At 72.5% G+C, this 17032-nt stretch carries 9 protein-coding genes and 1 pseudogene; 9 read left to right on the top strand and 1 reads right to left on the bottom strand.

Translation table 11 applies throughout. The annotated features are described in order from the left end of the window. Positions 1 to 166 precede the first annotated feature (166 nt). From SD460_RS06220 to SD460_RS47075, 4 genes and pseudogenes are all read left to right on the top strand, one after another. Positions 167 to 1453, top strand: coding sequence for an MFS transporter (locus SD460_RS06220; RefSeq protein WP_438860680.1), 1287 nt, complete (start codon positions 167 to 169; stop codon positions 1451 to 1453). 142 nt (positions 1454 to 1595) lie between these two features. Continuing rightward, positions 1596 to 2141, top strand: a complete 546-nt coding sequence (locus tag SD460_RS06215; RefSeq protein WP_318305981.1) for a YbaB/EbfC family nucleoid-associated protein — start codon at positions 1596 to 1598, stop codon at positions 2139 to 2141. Then, a complete protein-coding gene (locus tag SD460_RS06210; protein ID WP_290060250.1) occupies positions 2141 to 2464 on the top strand; it encodes a WXG100 family type VII secretion target in 324 nt (107 codons plus the stop codon). The genes SD460_RS06215 and SD460_RS06210 overlap by 1 nt, the downstream gene beginning before the upstream one ends. Positions 2465 to 2473: 9 nt before the next feature. Next, positions 2474 to 2857: pseudogene (locus SD460_RS47075) on the top strand (WXG100 family type VII secretion target); the annotation flags it as partial. Positions 2858 to 4372: 1515 nt separating this feature from the next. Here the strand turns inward: SD460_RS47075 and SD460_RS06205 are convergent. Beyond that, positions 4373 to 5203, bottom strand: a complete 831-nt coding sequence (locus SD460_RS06205) for a hypothetical protein (protein WP_290060249.1) — start codon at positions 5201 to 5203, stop codon at positions 4373 to 4375. A 213-nt stretch (positions 5204 to 5416) separates the two neighbouring features. Here SD460_RS06205 and SD460_RS06200 point away from each other — a divergent pair, with 213 nt between their 5' ends. Genes SD460_RS06200 through SD460_RS06180 form a run of 5 tightly spaced genes read left to right on the top strand, consistent with a single transcriptional unit; the run spans position 5417 to position 17010 of the window. Beyond that, the gene (locus SD460_RS06200; protein ID WP_318305980.1) at positions 5417 to 9847 is read left to right on the top strand and encodes a toxin glutamine deamidase domain-containing protein; all 4431 of its coding nucleotides are present in this window, start codon (positions 5417 to 5419) and stop codon (positions 9845 to 9847) included. Next, positions 9847 to 10296: a hypothetical protein gene (locus SD460_RS06195; RefSeq protein WP_290060246.1), complete on the top strand. Its 450-nt coding sequence runs from the start codon at positions 9847 to 9849 to the stop codon at positions 10294 to 10296. The genes SD460_RS06200 and SD460_RS06195 overlap by 1 nt, the downstream gene beginning before the upstream one ends. Then, on the top strand, positions 10293 to 11708 hold the full coding sequence (locus SD460_RS06190; protein WP_290060244.1) for a TNT domain-containing protein: 1416 nt from the start codon (positions 10293 to 10295) through the stop codon (positions 11706 to 11708). Before SD460_RS06195 ends, SD460_RS06190 begins: the two co-directional genes overlap by 4 nt. Then, positions 11709 to 13952, top strand: a complete 2244-nt coding sequence (locus SD460_RS06185; protein WP_290060243.1) for an ADP-ribosylglycohydrolase family protein — start codon at positions 11709 to 11711, stop codon at positions 13950 to 13952. A gap of 16 nt (positions 13953 to 13968) precedes the next feature. Continuing rightward, positions 13969 to 17010 carry an ADP-ribosylglycohydrolase family protein gene (locus SD460_RS06180; protein WP_318305979.1) on the top strand — a complete coding sequence of 1014 codons (3042 nt, stop codon included), beginning with the start codon at positions 13969 to 13971 and terminating at the stop codon, positions 17008 to 17010. Positions 17011 to 17032: the final 22 nt, after the last annotated feature.

Genomic DNA, 17032 nt, shown 5'->3' with positions numbered 1-17032 from the left:
ATCGCCACACGAGCCTCGTTTGAAACAGTGGTCGGCGCACTCCGTGTCCCCCGGGCTCACTGAAGAACCGCCTTTGTGGAATACCGTCCGGCTGGAGCCACACTGCGCATAGCCGCCGAGAGGCGACCTCAGTGCGTCGACCACCTACTACTCTGGCTCCGTGACGATCAGCACCGGAGCCGAGACCAGCCGACAGGGCCCCCGGGAGCTGTTGAAGGACCCGGACTTCCGGCGTCTGCTCTTCACCCGCTTCGCGGCGAGCTGGGGTGACGGCGTCTTCCGCGCCGGGCTCGCGGGCGCCGTCCTGTTCAACCCCGAACGTGCCGCCGACCCGCTGGCCATCGCGGGCGGGTTCGCCGCGTTGCTGCTGCCGTACTCGGTCGTCGGGCCGTTCGCGGGCGCGCTGCTGGACCGGTGGGACCGCCGTCGCGTGCTCATCTTCGCGAACCTCCTCCGCGGGCTGGCGATCATCGCCGCGTCGGCGGCGGTGGGACTCGGGTTCGGCGGGCTCGGCCTGTTTTCGCTGGCACTGGCCGCGGAAGGCATCTCCCGCTTCATCGGCTCCGGGCTATCGGCGTCGCTGCCGCACGTCGTGCGCGCGGAGAGCGTGGTGACGGCGAACGCGTTCGCGACGACGCTCGGCTCGGTGGTCGCCGTCATCGGCGGCGGCTGCGCGATCGGCCTGCGCGCGCTCTTCGGCAGCAACGACCTCGGCTCGGCCGAGACCACGGCGTTCGCCGTCCTCGGCACGCTGGTCTCGGCGTTCATCGCGCGCGGGTTCGCCAAGGGCGTGCTCGGGCCGACGGTCGTCGACGAGCCGACGAACCCCGTGCTGGCCGTCGCGCGCGGGCTGGCGGACGGTGCCCGCCACGCCTGGCGGGCCCCCAGCGTCACGGCCGGGTTCATCGCGCTGTTCGCGCACCGGGCGTCGTTCGGGGTGTCGCTGCTGGTCACCGTGCTGCTGATGCGCAACTACTTCACCGACCACGGGATCTTCCGCGCCGGACTGCCCGGGCTGGGGCAGATGGCCGCGCTCGCCGGCGCCGGCCTGCTGCTGGCCGGCCTGCTGACCGCGCGCATCCTGCGCAAGGTCGGCCGGCTGCGCGCGGTGCTCGGCTCGCTGCTGCTGGCGGCGATCGCGCAGTCCGCGCTGGGCCTGCCGATGCTGCTGCCGCTGGCGCTGCTGGCGTCGTTCGTGATCACCGGCGCGGGGCAGGTGCTCAAGCTGTGCGTCGATTCGTCGATCCAGCTCGACGTCGCCGACGAAGCACGCGGCCGGGTGTTCGCGCTGTACGACACGCTCTTCAACATCACGCAGGTGGCCGCGGTTTCGCTGGGCGCGCTGGTGGTGCCGGACGACGGCCGCGCGCCGGGCCTGCTCCTCGCCGCGACGGCCTGCTACCTCGTCGGCGGCGCCGGGTACGCGCTGGCCCGGCGTCGTGCGATTCGCTGACGCAAAGACCCGAACCGGTCACGACGACTGCTCCATTGGCATTAGGGTGACGAGAAGTCATTAGTAGGTTCGAGGGACACCGGGGGCACCTGTGACCACCGCGGGCGACGACCGTGCACGGCTCGAAGCACGCAATGCCGCGATGAAGGACCAGATGGACACCCTCCTGGAGAACTTTGAGCGGCAAACGGCGCAACTGCGCGACGCCCAGGCCGCGGCGGCCGAGACCACCGCGCAGGTGACGTCTCCCGACGGGCTGGTCCGCGCCACGATCGACGCCGGCGGCAGCCTCGCGAAGCTCGAATTCGCCCCGACGACCTTCGAGCGCACGACCCCCGCGCAGCTCGCCACGACCGTCCAGACGCTGGTGCGTCAAGGATCGCTGCAGGTGAAGCAGAAGATCGCGGACCTGATGGCGCCGATCACCGAAGGACTGCCCGACCTCGCCGACCTGGTCGAGGGCGCGCCGTCGCTGGCCGGGCTGGTGCCGCGGATCCCCGACTTCGTCGAGCAAGAAGCGCCCGCGCCGCGACCGGAGTCGTTCGAAGACGGCGGGTCCATCCTGCGCAACGACCAGCCGACGCCGCCGCCGCCGATGCCGGCCCCCAAGCCCGCGCCCAAGCGCGTCCGCCCGCCGCGGGACGATGACGAGGAGCCGCCGTCGTCCTGGATGACGAGGGGCGACTGATGCCGGAGGGGGGATCCGGCTTCACCGCGGAACCCGACGCGGTCCTGCGCGCGTCGACCGGCCTGGTCACGGCCGCGGACGGGCTCGACAACGCCGTCAAGGCACTGCAGAGCGCGCTCGCCGCGCAGGGCGAGTGCTGGGGGAACGACGACTCCGGCAAGGAGTTCGCGAAGGACTACGTACCCGGCGCGCAAGGTGCCGTCGAGGGGTTCACCAACCTCGTGCAGGGGTTGCGGGGGATGCAGCAGAACGTCGCCAAGTCGATGAAGGCCCTTTCGGGGGCCGACGAAGACGTGACGTCCCAGCTGAGCAAGGGGCAATGACGCGTGGGTATGGAGATGCCCGACGCGGTCAAGTGGCTGCTGCCGATCGTCGTCGGGGAGAGCTGGCCCGAGGGCGACGAGACCAAGCTGCGCGCGCTGCGGGACGCGTGGCACACGGCGTCGACGGCGATCGGCCCGGCGTCGGAAGCAGGCAACCAGGCGGCGTCCGGCGTCCGCGACAACTGGACCGGCGACGGCGCGGACGCGTTCGCCGAGCAGTGGAAGAAGTTCGTCGAGGGCGACGAGGCCTACTTCAAGCAGCTGGCCGACGCGGCCAAGGCGCTGGGCGATTCGTGTGATCAGACGGCATTGGACGTCGAGTACACGAAGTACATGATCATCATCTCGCTGATCGTCCTGGCCGCCCAGATCGCGGCGATGATCGCGGCGGCGGCGGTCACGTTCGGCGGCTCGACGGCGGGGATCGCGCCGGCCCAGATCGCGACGCGGATGACCGTGCAGATGCTGTTCCGGCAGCTGCTCGAGAAGCTGGCTCAGCAGGGGTTCAAGCAGCTCGCGAAGGAGCTGCTGGAGAAGCTGCTCAAGCAGGGCCTCAAGAAGATCGGCATGGAGGTCCTCAAGAACGAGGCCATCAACCTGGGGATGGATGCCGGCATCCAGGGCCTGCAGATGGCGAAGGGCGACCGCAAGAGCTGGGACTGGTCGAAAACCTCGGACGCGGCGATCTCCGGTGCGGTCGGCGGCGTCGTGGGAGCGGCGTCGGGATCGATCGGGCGCGGGGCGACCGAGGGGCTGTCGCACAGCGCCGGCGGGCAGGTCGCGGACGCTGCTCTCCGGGCCGGGACGCGGGGCGCGGTCGAGGGGGTCGCGCAGACGGTCGGACAGGCGGCGGTGACCGGGGACCTGGGGTCGTTGACGCCGGAGCAGCTGCTGATGGGCGCTTCGAGCGGGGCGGTCGGGGGTGCCGTTGGGGGTGCGAAGGAGCAGCTGCACTCGGTTCACGAGGCGAATATTCCGCGTTCGGAGCCGGATTCGGGTGGTGGCTCGGATGGGGCTTCTGGTTCTGGTTCGTCGGAGTCGCGGCGGGAGGCGGAGTCTCAGTCGCCGGGTGAGGAACCCGAGACTCGGCAGGAGTCGGCGCCTGAGTCGCGGAGCGAATCGGCGCCCGAATCGCGCGGCGAGTCCGCACCCCAGTCGCGGGGCGAGGAACCTCAGGGCCGGCAGGAGTCTGCACCCGAACCGCGGGGCGAGCAGCCCGAGGCTCGGCGGGAGTCGGCGCCTGAAACGCGGAGCGAATCGGCAACTGAGCCGCGGAGTGAGTCCGCACCCGAGCCGCGGGGCGAGGAACCCCAGGCCCGATGGGAGTCGGCACCTGAGTCGCGGAGCGAATCGGCGTCCGAATCGCGCGGCGAGTCCGCACCCCAGTCGCGGGGCGAGGAACCTCAGGGCCGGCAGGAGTCTGCACCTGAAACGCGGAGCGAGCCGACCCGGGAGCAGGGGTCGGCCGAGGAGTCGTCGCGGCGGGAGGCGCCGTCGGAACCCGAAGCGCGGGCCGATGCCGCTCGTCGGGAGCCTGAGCCGCAACAACGCGCCGAGAGCGCGGCCGAGCCTCGTGCCCAGCAGGCGGAACGTCCGGCGGCCGAACCGATCGCGCACCAACCCGAGTCGCACCGAGCGGAACCCCAGTCGGCAGCACCGCCGACGGGCCAGGGCGGCGGCTACGGCATGGCGCCACCGCCGGGATCGGGCCCGGAGCTCGGCCGTCAGAGCGCCGGGCGTCCGCAGGACAACGTCGGAGCAGCGGGTTTCACGGGCGGTCAGCACCAGCCGTTCGCGGCGGATGCCGGGCCGGCGCCGGTTCAGAACGGTGGGTCGCCGCAGTCTCCGGGTGGGTTCACGCCACCCCCGCCGCCGGGCATGCCGAACGGCGGAGGCCCGGGCCCCCAGTCACCGATGCCCTCGCGCGGCGGTGAGCAGCCGCGGATGCCGGACCCTCGCCGGATGATGCAGGGTGGGCAGCCGCCGTTGGGTGGGCCGCCGCCGGGTGGACAACGGCCTGGTCGGCCGCCCCACGCCGGGCAACCGGGCGGTCAGCTTCCGCACGGTGGGCAGCCGCCGCGCGCGGGTCAGCCGGGCGGACCGTCGGCGCACGGTGGGCAGCCGCTTCAGCCGGGCGGACAACCGCCGCACGTGGGTCTGCCGGGCGGGCAGCCACCGCACCCGGGTCTGCCGGGCGCGCAGCCACCGCACCCGGGTCTGCCGGGCGCGCAGCCACCTCGTACCGGACCGCCGCCTCAGGGTGGGCAGGTGCCGCACGCTGGGCATCCCGTTCACCCGGGTGGGCAGCCGCCGCACCTTGGGCAACCGGTTCAGGCGGGCGGGCAGCCGCCCCACACGAGGCCGCCGTTTCAACAGGGTGGACAGCCACCGCACCCCGGGCAGCCGGGTCAGCCACCCCGCGGTGGGCAACCGCTTCCCCAAGGTGGGCAGGTCGGCCGGCCGGTCGGTCAGCCTCAACAGGGTGGGCAGCCGCTTCCGCAGGGTGGGCCAGCCGGCCAGCCGACTGGTCAGGGTGTGCAGCATGGTCAGGGTGGGCAGCCGCCGCAGGGTGGGCAGCCCGGGCAGAGTGGCGGGCAGCCGCCGCAGGTCGGGGGGCCGCCGCGACAGGGTGGGCCGGCTCCGCAGGATCCGCGGTGGTTGCTGCATGGTGGGCAGCCGCCGGTGCCGGGGGTTCGTGGGGGACCGCCGCCGGTTGGTGGGCAGCCGCCCGTTCAGCATGGGGGGCCGTCGCATCCTCGTGGGCCGCAGCCTCCGAGTGGGCAGCCGCCGCAGGGTGGGTTGCATCCGAACGATCCGCGGCGGATGCCGCCGCAAGGTGGGCAGCGGCCTGCCGGGTATCCGAATCAGCCGCGGGGGCCGCAGCCTGGGGGGCGTCCGGGGATGCCGCCTGCGCCGGGTGGGCGTCCGCCGATGCCTTCGCACGATCCGCGGGTGGGACCGCGCCCCGGTGGGCAGGTTCCGCCACCGCGGTTCGGGTCGCCGCAGGAGCACCTGCCGCCGCGTGGGCCGGTGGAGCAGCACACGCCCACCGAACAGGGTTCGCCGCGCACCCGCGACGAGCAGCGCCCAGCCGAGCCTGCCGCCCGCGAGCAGGAACCGCGCGTCGCCGATGACCCCACCGCCGAGCAACGGCCGGCCGAGCCTGCCGCTCGCGAGCAGGAACCACGCGCCGCCGAAGACTCCACCGCTGAAGAAGCCCGCGAGCACGAAACGCGTGCCGGCGAAGAGCCGACCGCAAGCGAACACGAGCCGCACGCCGGCGAGGACTCGGCTGCTCAGCACGCCGCCGAACCGGAGCCCGCCGCGCGCGAGCACGAAACGCGCGAAGACCCGACCGAAACGGCACCCGAGCAGGAGCCCCTCGCTGCCGACGAGCACGGACACCCGGAACCGTCCGAGCCCTACCTCGCCGATCCCGAGTTCCGCACCGATGATCCCGCTGGGATTCGGCGGGTCGAGGACACCTTCATGGAGTCCGGGCGCCAGAGCCAGGAGGACGGGGAGTGGCGGCACGAACAGGTCCGTCGCGAGGCGCTAGAGAAGCGCGACGCGCACCACCCCGGGGTGTCCGACGACGGGGCCTTCGCCGTCCACGCCTACACGCGGTACGAGATGGTCGGGCCGCTCAACCGGGCCCTGCGGATGGGTGGGCCCGAGCTCGTCGACCTCGCGCCCCAGGCCGGGGCGCTCGTCTCCGGGCTGAACGAGCTGCCGCCGCATGTCGGGACCGTGTCGCGGCGGGTGGACTTCGGTGGCAACCTCTCACGGCTTCAGGCCTTCATGGCTCGGTTCCACGACGGGGCGCACATCACCGAACCGTCGTTCCTCAGCTCGTCCAAGATCGACGCCGATCACCCGCGCAGCAAGTTCCCCGGCGAAGTCGAGATGCGGATCTCGTCCAAGACCGGGCGCGACGTCGAGTCGATGGCCAGTATCGGCCACGAACGCGAGGTCCTCTTCAAGGCCGGGACGCAGTTCGAGATCACCGGCATCGAAGAGGGTCCCGGCCACCCCAACCACAAGCCGAAGCCCGTGCCAGGGGAGCCGCACTACGTCGTGCACGCCGAAGAGGTCGCCGCCGGGGATCCGCGGCACCTCGGGGCGGATGAGGCCCGCGACGCCATCGACCGGCGCCGGGCCGACGAGCGCGCCGACGAGGACCGCTTCCAGCGCGAGGCCGACGAAGAGCTCGAGCAGTTCTACGCCGAGCACCCCGAGCTGCGCCCGGGTGACATGTCGAAGCTCACCGCCTTCGACGATCCGAACCAGGCGCCTCGGCCCGAGCGCCCGCCGCCCGCCACCGGGGAGCCGGACGGTGGGTGGGCGCAGCTCGCGGAGCCGCTGACGCCGGGTGGGCAGCCCGTGTTGCACGCCGGGTCCGTAGAGACCACGCAGCAGCACGCGCGGCTCGTGCGCGACGCAGTTCCCGAGCTGGGGGCGGTCAACACCCGCAACCACTACAGCCCGGACGGCCTCCGGAACGGCTTCCAGACGAACGCCGCCGAGTCGATGGTCGCCTTCGAACGGCGGATGAACGGCGAGGACGTCGTCGCCGGGCCGGCGCGGCAGCAGAGCCTCGCGCAGATCGGCGAGCAGCTCGGCGGGCAGTGGCACGACCGGGGCGGCTTCGACGACGTCGCCCGTGACCTCGGGGAACGTCCGGTCGGCGCGCGGACGGCCGTCGCCTTCGAGACGCCCGGCGGTGAGCTGCGGCTGGTCGCCGGGGTGCACACCGAGCACGGGGTGCTCTTCGCCGATCCCGTCACCGGGCGGCTCGCCGAGCTGCCGCACGACGCCACCGGCGTCCACGCCATGCCGCTCGGCGGCGGGGACGCTCCGGTGCCGCACCACGAGGGCATCTCCGACCGGCTCAACCCGACGACCGAACGGGTGCCGCACGACGAGGGCTACCTCTTCGACGACGAGCACCGCGGCACCCCGGCCGACCACGAAAGCATCCGCCGCGCGGTCGGCGACGAGGACATCTACCAGCAGATTCACGACCGCGCGCTGGACCGCCGGGACGCCGCCGGGCTGCCGCTCACCGACGACGGCGCCGTCGCGCTGCACGGCTACACCCGCGGCGAGTACGCCTACGACGTCAACGAGGCCCTGCGCCGCGGCCCCGAGCACCCCGGCTTCGACCTCGCGCACGAGAACACGCGCGCCATCATGGACGGCCTCAACCAGGTCCCGCGCACGTCCGGGGAGAGCCTCCGCGGCATCGACGTCGGCGGCGATCCGCGGCTGGCCGAACTGGTCGCCGGGCCGTACGAGCCGGGATCGGTCGTCGTCGAGCCCGCGTTCTCCAGCGCGTCGATCAAGACCGACGAGTTCTCGACGTCCAAGTTCGGCGACGACGTCGAGCTGCACGTCCGGTCCGACAACCTCCGCGACATCTCGAAGCTCGCCGAGAACCCGGGCGAGCGCGAGTCGCTGTCCCCGCCCGGCACCCAGCTGCTGGTGCACGAACGGCGCCTCGAGATCGGGCCCGACGGCCGCCGCAAGTGGATCATCGAGGCCGAAGAGATCGGGCCAGGCCACCCGCGCTACCTCGATCCCGAGGCCGCGCAGCACAAGATGGCCGAGCGGCGCGCGGAGAACGACCACAACGCGGCCGAGTTCGAACGCCGGAAGCAAGCGGCGATGATGGAGCGGCTCAGCGGCCTGGACGAGCCCGCGCACGTCGCCCCGCCGCCGGAGCAGCCGACCGTCCACGACACCGTCGACGAGACGCCGGCCGAGCCGGTGCCGGCCGCCGAGCCGGGGCCGGACTACTCACGGCTGGCGCGCTCGACGAACCCGCCCGCCGAACCGGCCATCCACGCCGGCGGCACGACGCCGAGCGAGCGCGCGGCCTACGTCCAGGACCGGCACCCGCACCTGCGCGACGTCAACCCGGGCTTCCGCGAGCCCGGCGCGCTCGAAAACGGGTACATGTCGAACTGCACTCGCGGTCCTGAGGCGTACATGGACCGCGTGCGCGGCGGCGACATGACGGCCGAGCCGATCCTGCTGCACGAAATGGGCAGCCGCGGCACGCTCGAACACCTCGAGGGCCGCTTCGGCGAGACGTTCTCCGCACGCGGCAGCTACGACGACGTCATCCGCGAGATGCGGGAGCGGCCGCTGGACCACCACGCCGTGGTCGCGGTGAAGTACGACGGCCCGAACGGCGTCGAGTACGGGCACGTGGCGATGGTCGTGCACACCCGCGACGGCGTCGCGTTCATCGACCCGCAGTCCGGCGACCTCATGCACCTGCCGCAGCCGCCGAAGGACATCAAGCTGATGCACGTCGGCACGCCGGACGAGGTGCACATCGGGTCCGACCACGTCACGGGGGAGCACGGCGGGTACGGGACAGCGGCGCCGCACGACGCGTTCTTGGCCCGAGACGACGTCGCCGCCGCGCTCGACGGGCACGCGTCGGCGGACTACATCCGCGAGCACATCGGACAGCACCCCGAGCTGGTCCGGATCCTGAGCGAGCCGGGCAACGACTACCTGACCCGCTCGCTGCTGGACAACCCGAAGACCCTCGAAAGCCTGCTCAAGCACCCCGAGGCCATCCCGATCCTCGAGGACGCGGTCCGCGAGGTGGACGAGCGCGGCTACCACGTCGTCGACGATGTCGAGCACCGAGGCGTCGAGCCGTTCGACCCGACGCCGGAGCAGGCGGAGATCTCCGCGGACGTCGCGGGGATCGCCGCCGTAGCCCCGCCTGAAGCGCTGCGGCACGGCAGCTTCGACCAGGCACGGGTCGGCGATCCGGACTACTGCGAGCAATGGGTCGCGGAGGAACGCGAGCGTTGGCCCGAGACGCAGGGCACGCTCAACCGCATCACCGAGCGGATCGCCGGAGAGACCGACGGCCACCCGGGATTCCGGCCGGAGCCGAAGGACGACGTCCGGGCGCTGGCGAAGATCGCGAAGTACGGTTGGGATGGTTCCCAGCTGCACGACCTCGTCGGCGCCAAGATCCAGTTCGAGCGGGTGGCGGACATGTACCGCGCGCTGGACGCGGTACGCAACGATCCCGAGCTCGAGATCGTCGACTTCACGGACCGGCTGGCCGAACCGAAGGACAGCGGTTACCGGGACCTGCAGCTCAACGTCCGGCTGCCGAACGGGCACGTGGCCGAACTGCGACTGCACCTCACGCACATCGACGAGGTGGCGTCGTACGAGCACGCGCTCTACGAGGTACGCCGCGACTTCGAGACGTTGAGCAGGAAGGACGGGCGTGAAGGCCTCCTTTCGCCGGAGGAGGCGGCACTCGCCGCGGCGCTGACCGAACAGGTCCGAGGCCGATTCGAGGAAGCGTTCCGGCGGGGACTGACATCCGAGGAGAGCGGCTGATGGCCTTCCAGACCCCCAGGTTCTACAAGTACTACGCCCAGACCTACCGGATCGACTCGACGCCCGACGGCGGGTTGAAAGGCACCATCCTCAACCTTCGAACGGGCTTCTTCGAACCCGACAGCAGCCACATCCGCGAGCTGATCTGGTCGACGACGGAGTCGAACATCGGCGGCCCGTTCAGCGAAGAGAAGTTCGTCCACGAGACGGAGATTGAGCGGAACCACTACCTGTCCGGCGACGGGCCGATCTTCGCGCTCTACGAGACGATCAACGGGATCGACAACGCAGCCTTCCAGGAAGGACGCCGCCGGACTCCGCAGGAGACCGCGCTGGTGCGCGCCTTGCAGAAGCGCACCTTCAAGATGTGGGAAGACGAAGCCGCCCGGATCGCCGCCGGGGAGCCGCCGTCGTTCACGGTGACGAGCCGGTTCAACGCGGGGCAATGATTCACGTGGAACAACGACTTTCGCCGGACGAACAGCGCACCCTCCTGGTGCAGCTGGGAAAACTCCTGCGCGACCACCGCGTCGACGCCGCCGGGCCCGCCGTCGTCGACTTCCGGCAGGTCGGGGAACACCGTGAGCTCGCGGGCCACAACGCGTCGACGTCGGACGCGCTCGGCGACCTCTTCGCCCAGCTGCGCGAAGGGATGTACGCCGAAGACCGCGGTACCTGGCTGCAGGCGCGGTTCACGCTCGACCCCGACGGCAGCTTCGACTTCGACTTCGCGCGCGACGACGATCCGGTGTGGACCGAGCCGCCGGCCGCGAGTGCCTATCCCGACGAGCTCGCCGCGTTCCCGCGGGCCGACGAGCACATCCCGGACTGGTGGCGGCTGCGCGCGCAGCTACCTCTCGGCCTCGAGTTCCGGCACGCCGAGGTCGGCGACCTCGACGTCGAACGGCCGCCGCTGACCGACACCGAGGTGCCGCTCGTGCTGCAGTACCTCGAGCGCGAAGCCGTCGTGCACGAAGACGCCGACCAGCGCTTCCACAGCGACGGCACCTGGATCTGGTCCGAGGCGGTGCCGCTCCTGCTCGCGAAGCACGGCGTTCCGCCCGAGCCGGACCTCGTCGCGCACATCCGGCGCAACCACTTCCAGCCGCCGTACGTCGAGCCGCTGGTGCGGCGGACCGCCGAGGCGGACCTGCTGGGCCAGCCGCGGCCGAAGCCGGGGCGCGCGGACGTCAAGACGACGAGCGGGGACGTCGCCGCCGAGCTGGAGACGACGCCGGATCCGAAGCTGGCCGACGACGAGCTGCTGATCGTGCTGGTGCAGCGGCTCGGCGAGCACGGCGTCTGGCCCGAGGCCTACCGGGTCGGGGAGAGGGCGGACGGCACGTGGTGCCTGAACTTCACGCCCGACGGCTGGGAGGTCGCCGCCTACGCCGGCGGGAAGGCCCGTGCGCCGAAGTACTTCGACCGGCTCGAGGACGCCGCGCAGCAGCTGCTGGGCGCGTTGCTGCTGCACCCCGCCCGGATGACCGCCGGCCACGAAACACCGCTGGAAACGGCGCGGGAGCTCGACGACTGGCCGGTGCACCCGGCTCCGGGTGAGCCTCCCCTCACCCTGCTCCGCAACAAGCGCATCACGCGGCTGGTGGCGGGTACGGTCGTTCTGCGCTTCGGCGAGGAACCCGGCAACCTCGTCCACCACGGGGAGGTACGGTTCGCCACGACGTCGCTGCCGCTGGAACGCGAGCGGGAGCGGCGGAGCTACCGGCTGAGACGCCCGCTGCACGTGATCACCGGCATCACGGTTCCGTGGGCGAACCTGCCGGGTGGCGCGGTGGCCTTCGTGCTGCCGAAGCCGATCGCCGAGCACGAGTCCGACGGAAGCCTGGAGAGGATCGAGTAGGTGGAAGCGGCGGAAGCGATTGCCAAGGTCGGCCAGTGGCTGCGCGCGGTGCACGGCCCGGACGTCTCCGGTCCCGCGGGCTTGCGGGTGGACACCGAGAAGGTGCTGCGCATCCCCGAGGGCTGGTCGGTGCCCTACAACACCATCGCGTTCCTCGACGAGGGCCGGCCGGAGAAGGAGATCTTCCCGCCGCCGTCGGTCGTGGTCCGCGAGCCGGACGGCGAGCTGCGGCAGGCGCACCCGCACCCCGGCGGGCTGTCGGTGCCGGTGGCGTTCCCCGGCCAGGAGAACTGGCGCGAGGTCGTCGACCCCGAGTACGTGAAGGCCGGGCTCGGTGAGCTGGGCGTGCCGCTGCAGGCGGTCGCGGGCTGGGTGAAGGTCGACGCCGAGGGCAACCAGACCGGCGAAGAGCGGGAGAACCCCGAGTACAAGGCCGGGCCGATCCGCCGCGGCTACCCGAAGCCCGAGAACGCCCTCGAAACGCTGCTGTCGTTCGGCAGCGTCGGCTGGCTGACCCGGGAGCTGCTGCTCATCGGGCTGATCCGCTGCGAGGTGTTCGTCCCCCTCGACCTGGAGACCGGCAAGACGGACCGGTTCTACTTCGCCGAAGAGCGCAACGAGCTCAAGGTGTTCAGCTCGACCCGGCACCTGCCCTCGCGCGAGCACGGCTGGTGGAAGGTCGACGTCGCCACGCTCGCCGAGTTCGAGCACCCGCCGAACTTGGTCATCAACGGCGGCCCGACGACCATCGAGGACGTCTCCAGCGGCGAGCTCGCGGAGATCGTCAAGCGGTTCCCGCGCCACGAGCCGCGCATCGACGTGCACGGCCGCTGCCCGGAGGCCGAGGAGGACCTGATTCGCGTCGCGGCCGACACCGCGGCGCGGATGGGGCTGCCGGATCCGGTGAAGCCGCCGCTCAAGGCGGCCGAGAAGGCCCGCCGCCGCGGCTTCGAGCTGACCGCCGAAGAGTGCGCGAAGACCGTGCTCGGCGAGTCCTGGCTGAAGCGGCTGCAGATGCCGGAGCCGCCGCGGAGCAAGCCCAACGACCTGCGCGCGAACGGCCTGGCGCCGGCCTACGACAACGCCGGGCGCACGGTGCCGCGGCTGGACACGTTCGGCAAGTACCCCGAGCGCGACCTCGACGGCTTCCGCTACGGCTGGCAGCGCGTCACGGGCGCGTACGTCGGCTTCGCGCTCGGAGAGGCCCTGGGCGCGGCCGTCGACCGGATGCCGCTGCACGACATCCACGCGAAGTACGGCATCGAAGGCGTCACCGACCTGCTGCCCGCGTTCGACCAGGTGGGCCGGATCGGCTCGCTGACGCAGCGGCTGCTGTTCTACACCGAGGCCGTGGTCCGCAGCCCGCACCGCGAGCAGCCGGAGTCCCGCGAAGCCGAGCAGCTGTTTCCCGGCGTCGTCCGCGGGGCGCTGCAGCGCTGGCTGCGCACCCAGGGCGCGCCGATGGAGAACGCGGACGGCTGGCTCGTGCAGGTCGCCGACCTGCACGCCCGCCGCGACGCCGACGACGCCGAGCTCAACGCCTACCACCAGCTCGCGACCGAGGCGGCGGGCGCGCTGCCACTGACCGGTCCGGCCGCGCTGATCCCCGCGTTGCCCGCCGCGCTGACCATGGCCGGGCCCGGCAGCGGGTTCAGCGGTGGTGCGCGCCAGGCGGTCCGCGACCTCGCCGGCGTCACCCACCCGACCGAGCCCGACCTGGCCGCCGCGACCTACCTGACCTGGCTGTTCGAGCACGCGCTGACCAAGGACGCGTTCAGCTTCCCGATCTGGAACCTCAGCCGCGAGGTGCTCAACCCGGACAACCAGTTCCAGCAGGGTCCGGAGTGGACGGCGATCGGGGACATGGTCGCCGAGTCGGTGCCGTTCTTCGGCGAGCACGGGCTGCCCGACCTGCGGATGGCGGAGCTGATCGGCGACGGCCAGACGACGCTGTCGGTGCTCGGCCGCGCCTTCGCCGCGCTGTCCGGCTTCGAGAACTACCCGGAGCAGGCCCTGCTGCGCGCGGTCAACCACTCGGGCCGCAGCGCGCTCACCGGTGCGCTGGCCGGTGCGCTGCTGGGCGCGCGCACCGGGATCCCCGGGCTGCCGCAGAAGTGGGTCGACCAGCTGGAGCTGCGGTACCTCGTCGAGAACGTCGCTTCGGACGCCTACTGGCACTTCGACCGGCACTCGGCGCTGAGCGTGCAGGGTGACACGTGGATCGAGCGGTACCCGCGGCATTAGCCCGAGGATGGGGAGAATGGAAGAACAGGAAGCCGTCGCTCGCGTGCACGAGTGGTTGCGCACGCGGCCGGACGGCGACCGGCTGCGGATCCGGGCGGAGTTCACCGCGCGCCGCCCGGACGGCTGGCGCTTCACCGTCAACGCGGCCGGTTACCTGGACGGCACCGACGTCGGTTCGGGGCTGATCCCGAGCCCGGTGCTGTTCGTGCCGGACGACGGCGGCGAGGTCACGCTCGACCAGGCGGCGATGGCGAGCCCGCCCGCCGAGGACGAGTGGCGGCCCGACGTCGACCCCGAGTTCGACGAGAAGGTGTTCCCGGACCTCCCGGTGCGGGCGATCCGCGGCTGGACCCGGTCCACCGGCGAGTACCGGGCCAACGAGCAGTACACGCCCGGCCCGGTCTGGCGCGGGTTCCCGGTGCCGGCGACGGACGCCGCGAAACTGCTGACCTACCTGGCCGTCGGCTGGATCAGCCGTCCCGAGTTCGCCACCGCGCTGCTCGACTGCGAAGTGCTCGTGCCACTGACGGACGGCGAGCCGCTGGTGCGCCCGGTGCCCGGCACCGGCGACCGCGAAGTCATCGCCTACAGCTCGTCGGCGCTCGTCCCCGGGCGCTACCCGCGCCGGTGGCGGGTGCCGGTCCGCGAGCTGCCGACGTCGACCGGGCTGACCCTCGACCCCGGCACCGGGCTGGTCCGCAGCCTGACCGCGGCCGAGCTGGGCACGACCGGCGAACGCGGCCCGCGGGTCGAGGAGCCCGCGCCGGAAGCCGGCCCCGCGGTCGCCGACGCGCTGCCCGCGCTGGTCGAGGAGTTCGGCGTCGAGCCGCCCGACCTGCTCGAACGGCACCTGCGGTACGCGGTCAACCACGCCCGCGACCACCACTTCGAGCTGACGCCCGAGGAGTGCGTCCGCTACCTGCGCGGGTTCGCCTGGCAGCACCGCAACGGCGTCCGCCGCCGCGCGGGCCAGGCCCCGGAATGGCCCGCCGACCTGGGCGCGCACGGCCTGATCGCGCACGTCGGCGAAGACGCGCAGCCCCGGCCGGTGCCGTGGACGTTCGGGAAGTTCTCCGCCTTCGGCACGCCGGCCGGGCGCTTCGCCTGGCACCGGATCGTCGGCGCGTACGCCGGCTTCGCGATCGGTGACGCGCTGGGCGGCGGCGCCGACCCGGCCGGTCCGCTGCCGCTGGGCGGGCTGACGCGCCACCTGCTGTTCCACACCGACATCGTGCTGCGCGGCCTGCCGCCGGTGCCGACCGGCGAAGTGCCGGCCACGCTGCCCGAGCCGGACCCGGTCGGCTGGCTCGCCGTCGCGACCCGGCACGCCGGCCCGCCGCCCGCGGAGTTCTCCGCGCTGCTGGCCACGGCGCTGGCGGCGACCCCGGCCGGCGCGGTCGCGCTCGCCGACGTCGACGGCGAGCAGTACGCGAACGACATCGCCCGCGAGCTGACCGGCAGCGGTGCCGGCGCCGAGGTCACCGAAGGCGTCGAGCTGCTGGTCGCGGTGTTCCAGGCGCTGCTCACGCGGGAAGCGTTCGCGTTGCCCGTGCACGTCCGCCTGCGGGAAGTGGGCGGCGAGCTGGCGGCGTCGACACTGGCGCTGCGCGAGGACCGCGACGCCGACGACGTCGCCCAGCTCGAAAGCATCGGCGACGGCCGGAGCGTGCGCTCGGTGCTCGGCCGCGCGCTGTTCGCCGTGGCCAAGCGCGGCCACGACCCCGCGGCGGCGATCACCCTCGCCGCGCGGTCCGGTCCGGTGGCGGGCGCGATCGCCGGGGCGCTGGTGGGCGCCCGGACCGGCCTGCCGGGCCTGCCCTGGGTGACCGCGCTACCCGACCTCGGACTGCTGGAGGACATCGCGAGCGACGTCTTCTGGTACTTCAACCGCAACGGCCTCCAGACGGAGACCGCGGAACACCCGCGATGGGAGCGCCGGTACCCGAGCGGCCGGTTCACCCCGAAACCGAAGGGACCGGACTTGCGATCGCGACTGCGGGGCAGCCTGCTGGCCGGGGCGATCGGCGACGCGCTGGGCGCGAAGACGGAGTTCGACTCGATCGACCGGATCCGCGAAATCGCCGGGCCGGCCGGGATCACCGACTTCATCCCCGCGTACGGCGGCGCCGGCCGGATCACCGACGACACCCAGATGACGCTCTTCACGCTCGAAGCGCTCATCCGGGCGCACGCCCAGCAGCGGAAGACCGGGTCCGCGGACGTCGTGCACTCGCTGCAGCTGGCCTACCAACGCTGGCTGCACACGCAGGGCGTCGCGTGGGACCGGGCACGCGGGCCGCAGTCCACCGTCGAAGCGCCGGACGGCTGGCTGATCACGCACCAGGAGCTGTTCAGCCGCCGCGCCCCCGGCCTGACCTGCTTCGGCGAGCTCGAGGCGTACGGCCGCTCGGGCGTCCGGGGCACCATCGAACGGCCGATCAACAACTCGAAGGGCTGCGGCGGCGTGATGCGGGCCGCACCGATCGCGTTGTGGTCGGACGACCTCGCGGAGGTGTTCCGGCTCGGCGCCGAGAGCGCGGCGCTGACCCACGGTCACCCGAGCGGGTATTTGTCGTCGGGGTGCTTCGCGGTGGTCGTGCACGAGCTGCTGCACGGAAAGCCGCTGCTCGACGCGGTCGCGACCGCGCGGGCCGAGCTCGTGAAGCACCCGGGGCACGAGGAGCAGAGCGAGGCGCTCGACGCGGCGCTGGCACTGGCGGAGCAGGGCCCGCCGACGCCGGAGAAGCTCGAGTCGCTCGGCGCGGGGAACATCGGCGAGACCGCGTTGTCGATGTCGGTGTACGTCGCGCTGACCACCACCGACGCCGACACGGCGTTGCTCGCGGCGGTCAACCACAGCGGGGACAGCGACTCGACCGGCTCGGTCTGCGGCAACCTCGTCGGCGCGATGTACGGCGAGGAAGCACTGCGGAAGAGCTGGCTGGCGCAGCTGGAGCTCCGCGACGTCATCGTCGGCCTGGCGGACGACGCGCTCACCGAGTTCGGCCCGGGTGCGCCGGGCGACGACCGGTGGTTCGCTCGGTACCCGGTCGACTAAGTTTCCGATGTCACTGGGGTCA

The organism is Amycolatopsis solani, from assembly GCF_033441515.1.
GTDB classification, from domain to species: domain Bacteria; phylum Actinomycetota; class Actinomycetes; order Mycobacteriales; family Pseudonocardiaceae; genus Amycolatopsis; species Amycolatopsis solani.
This window is presented reverse-complemented; position numbering and strand designations above follow the sequence as displayed.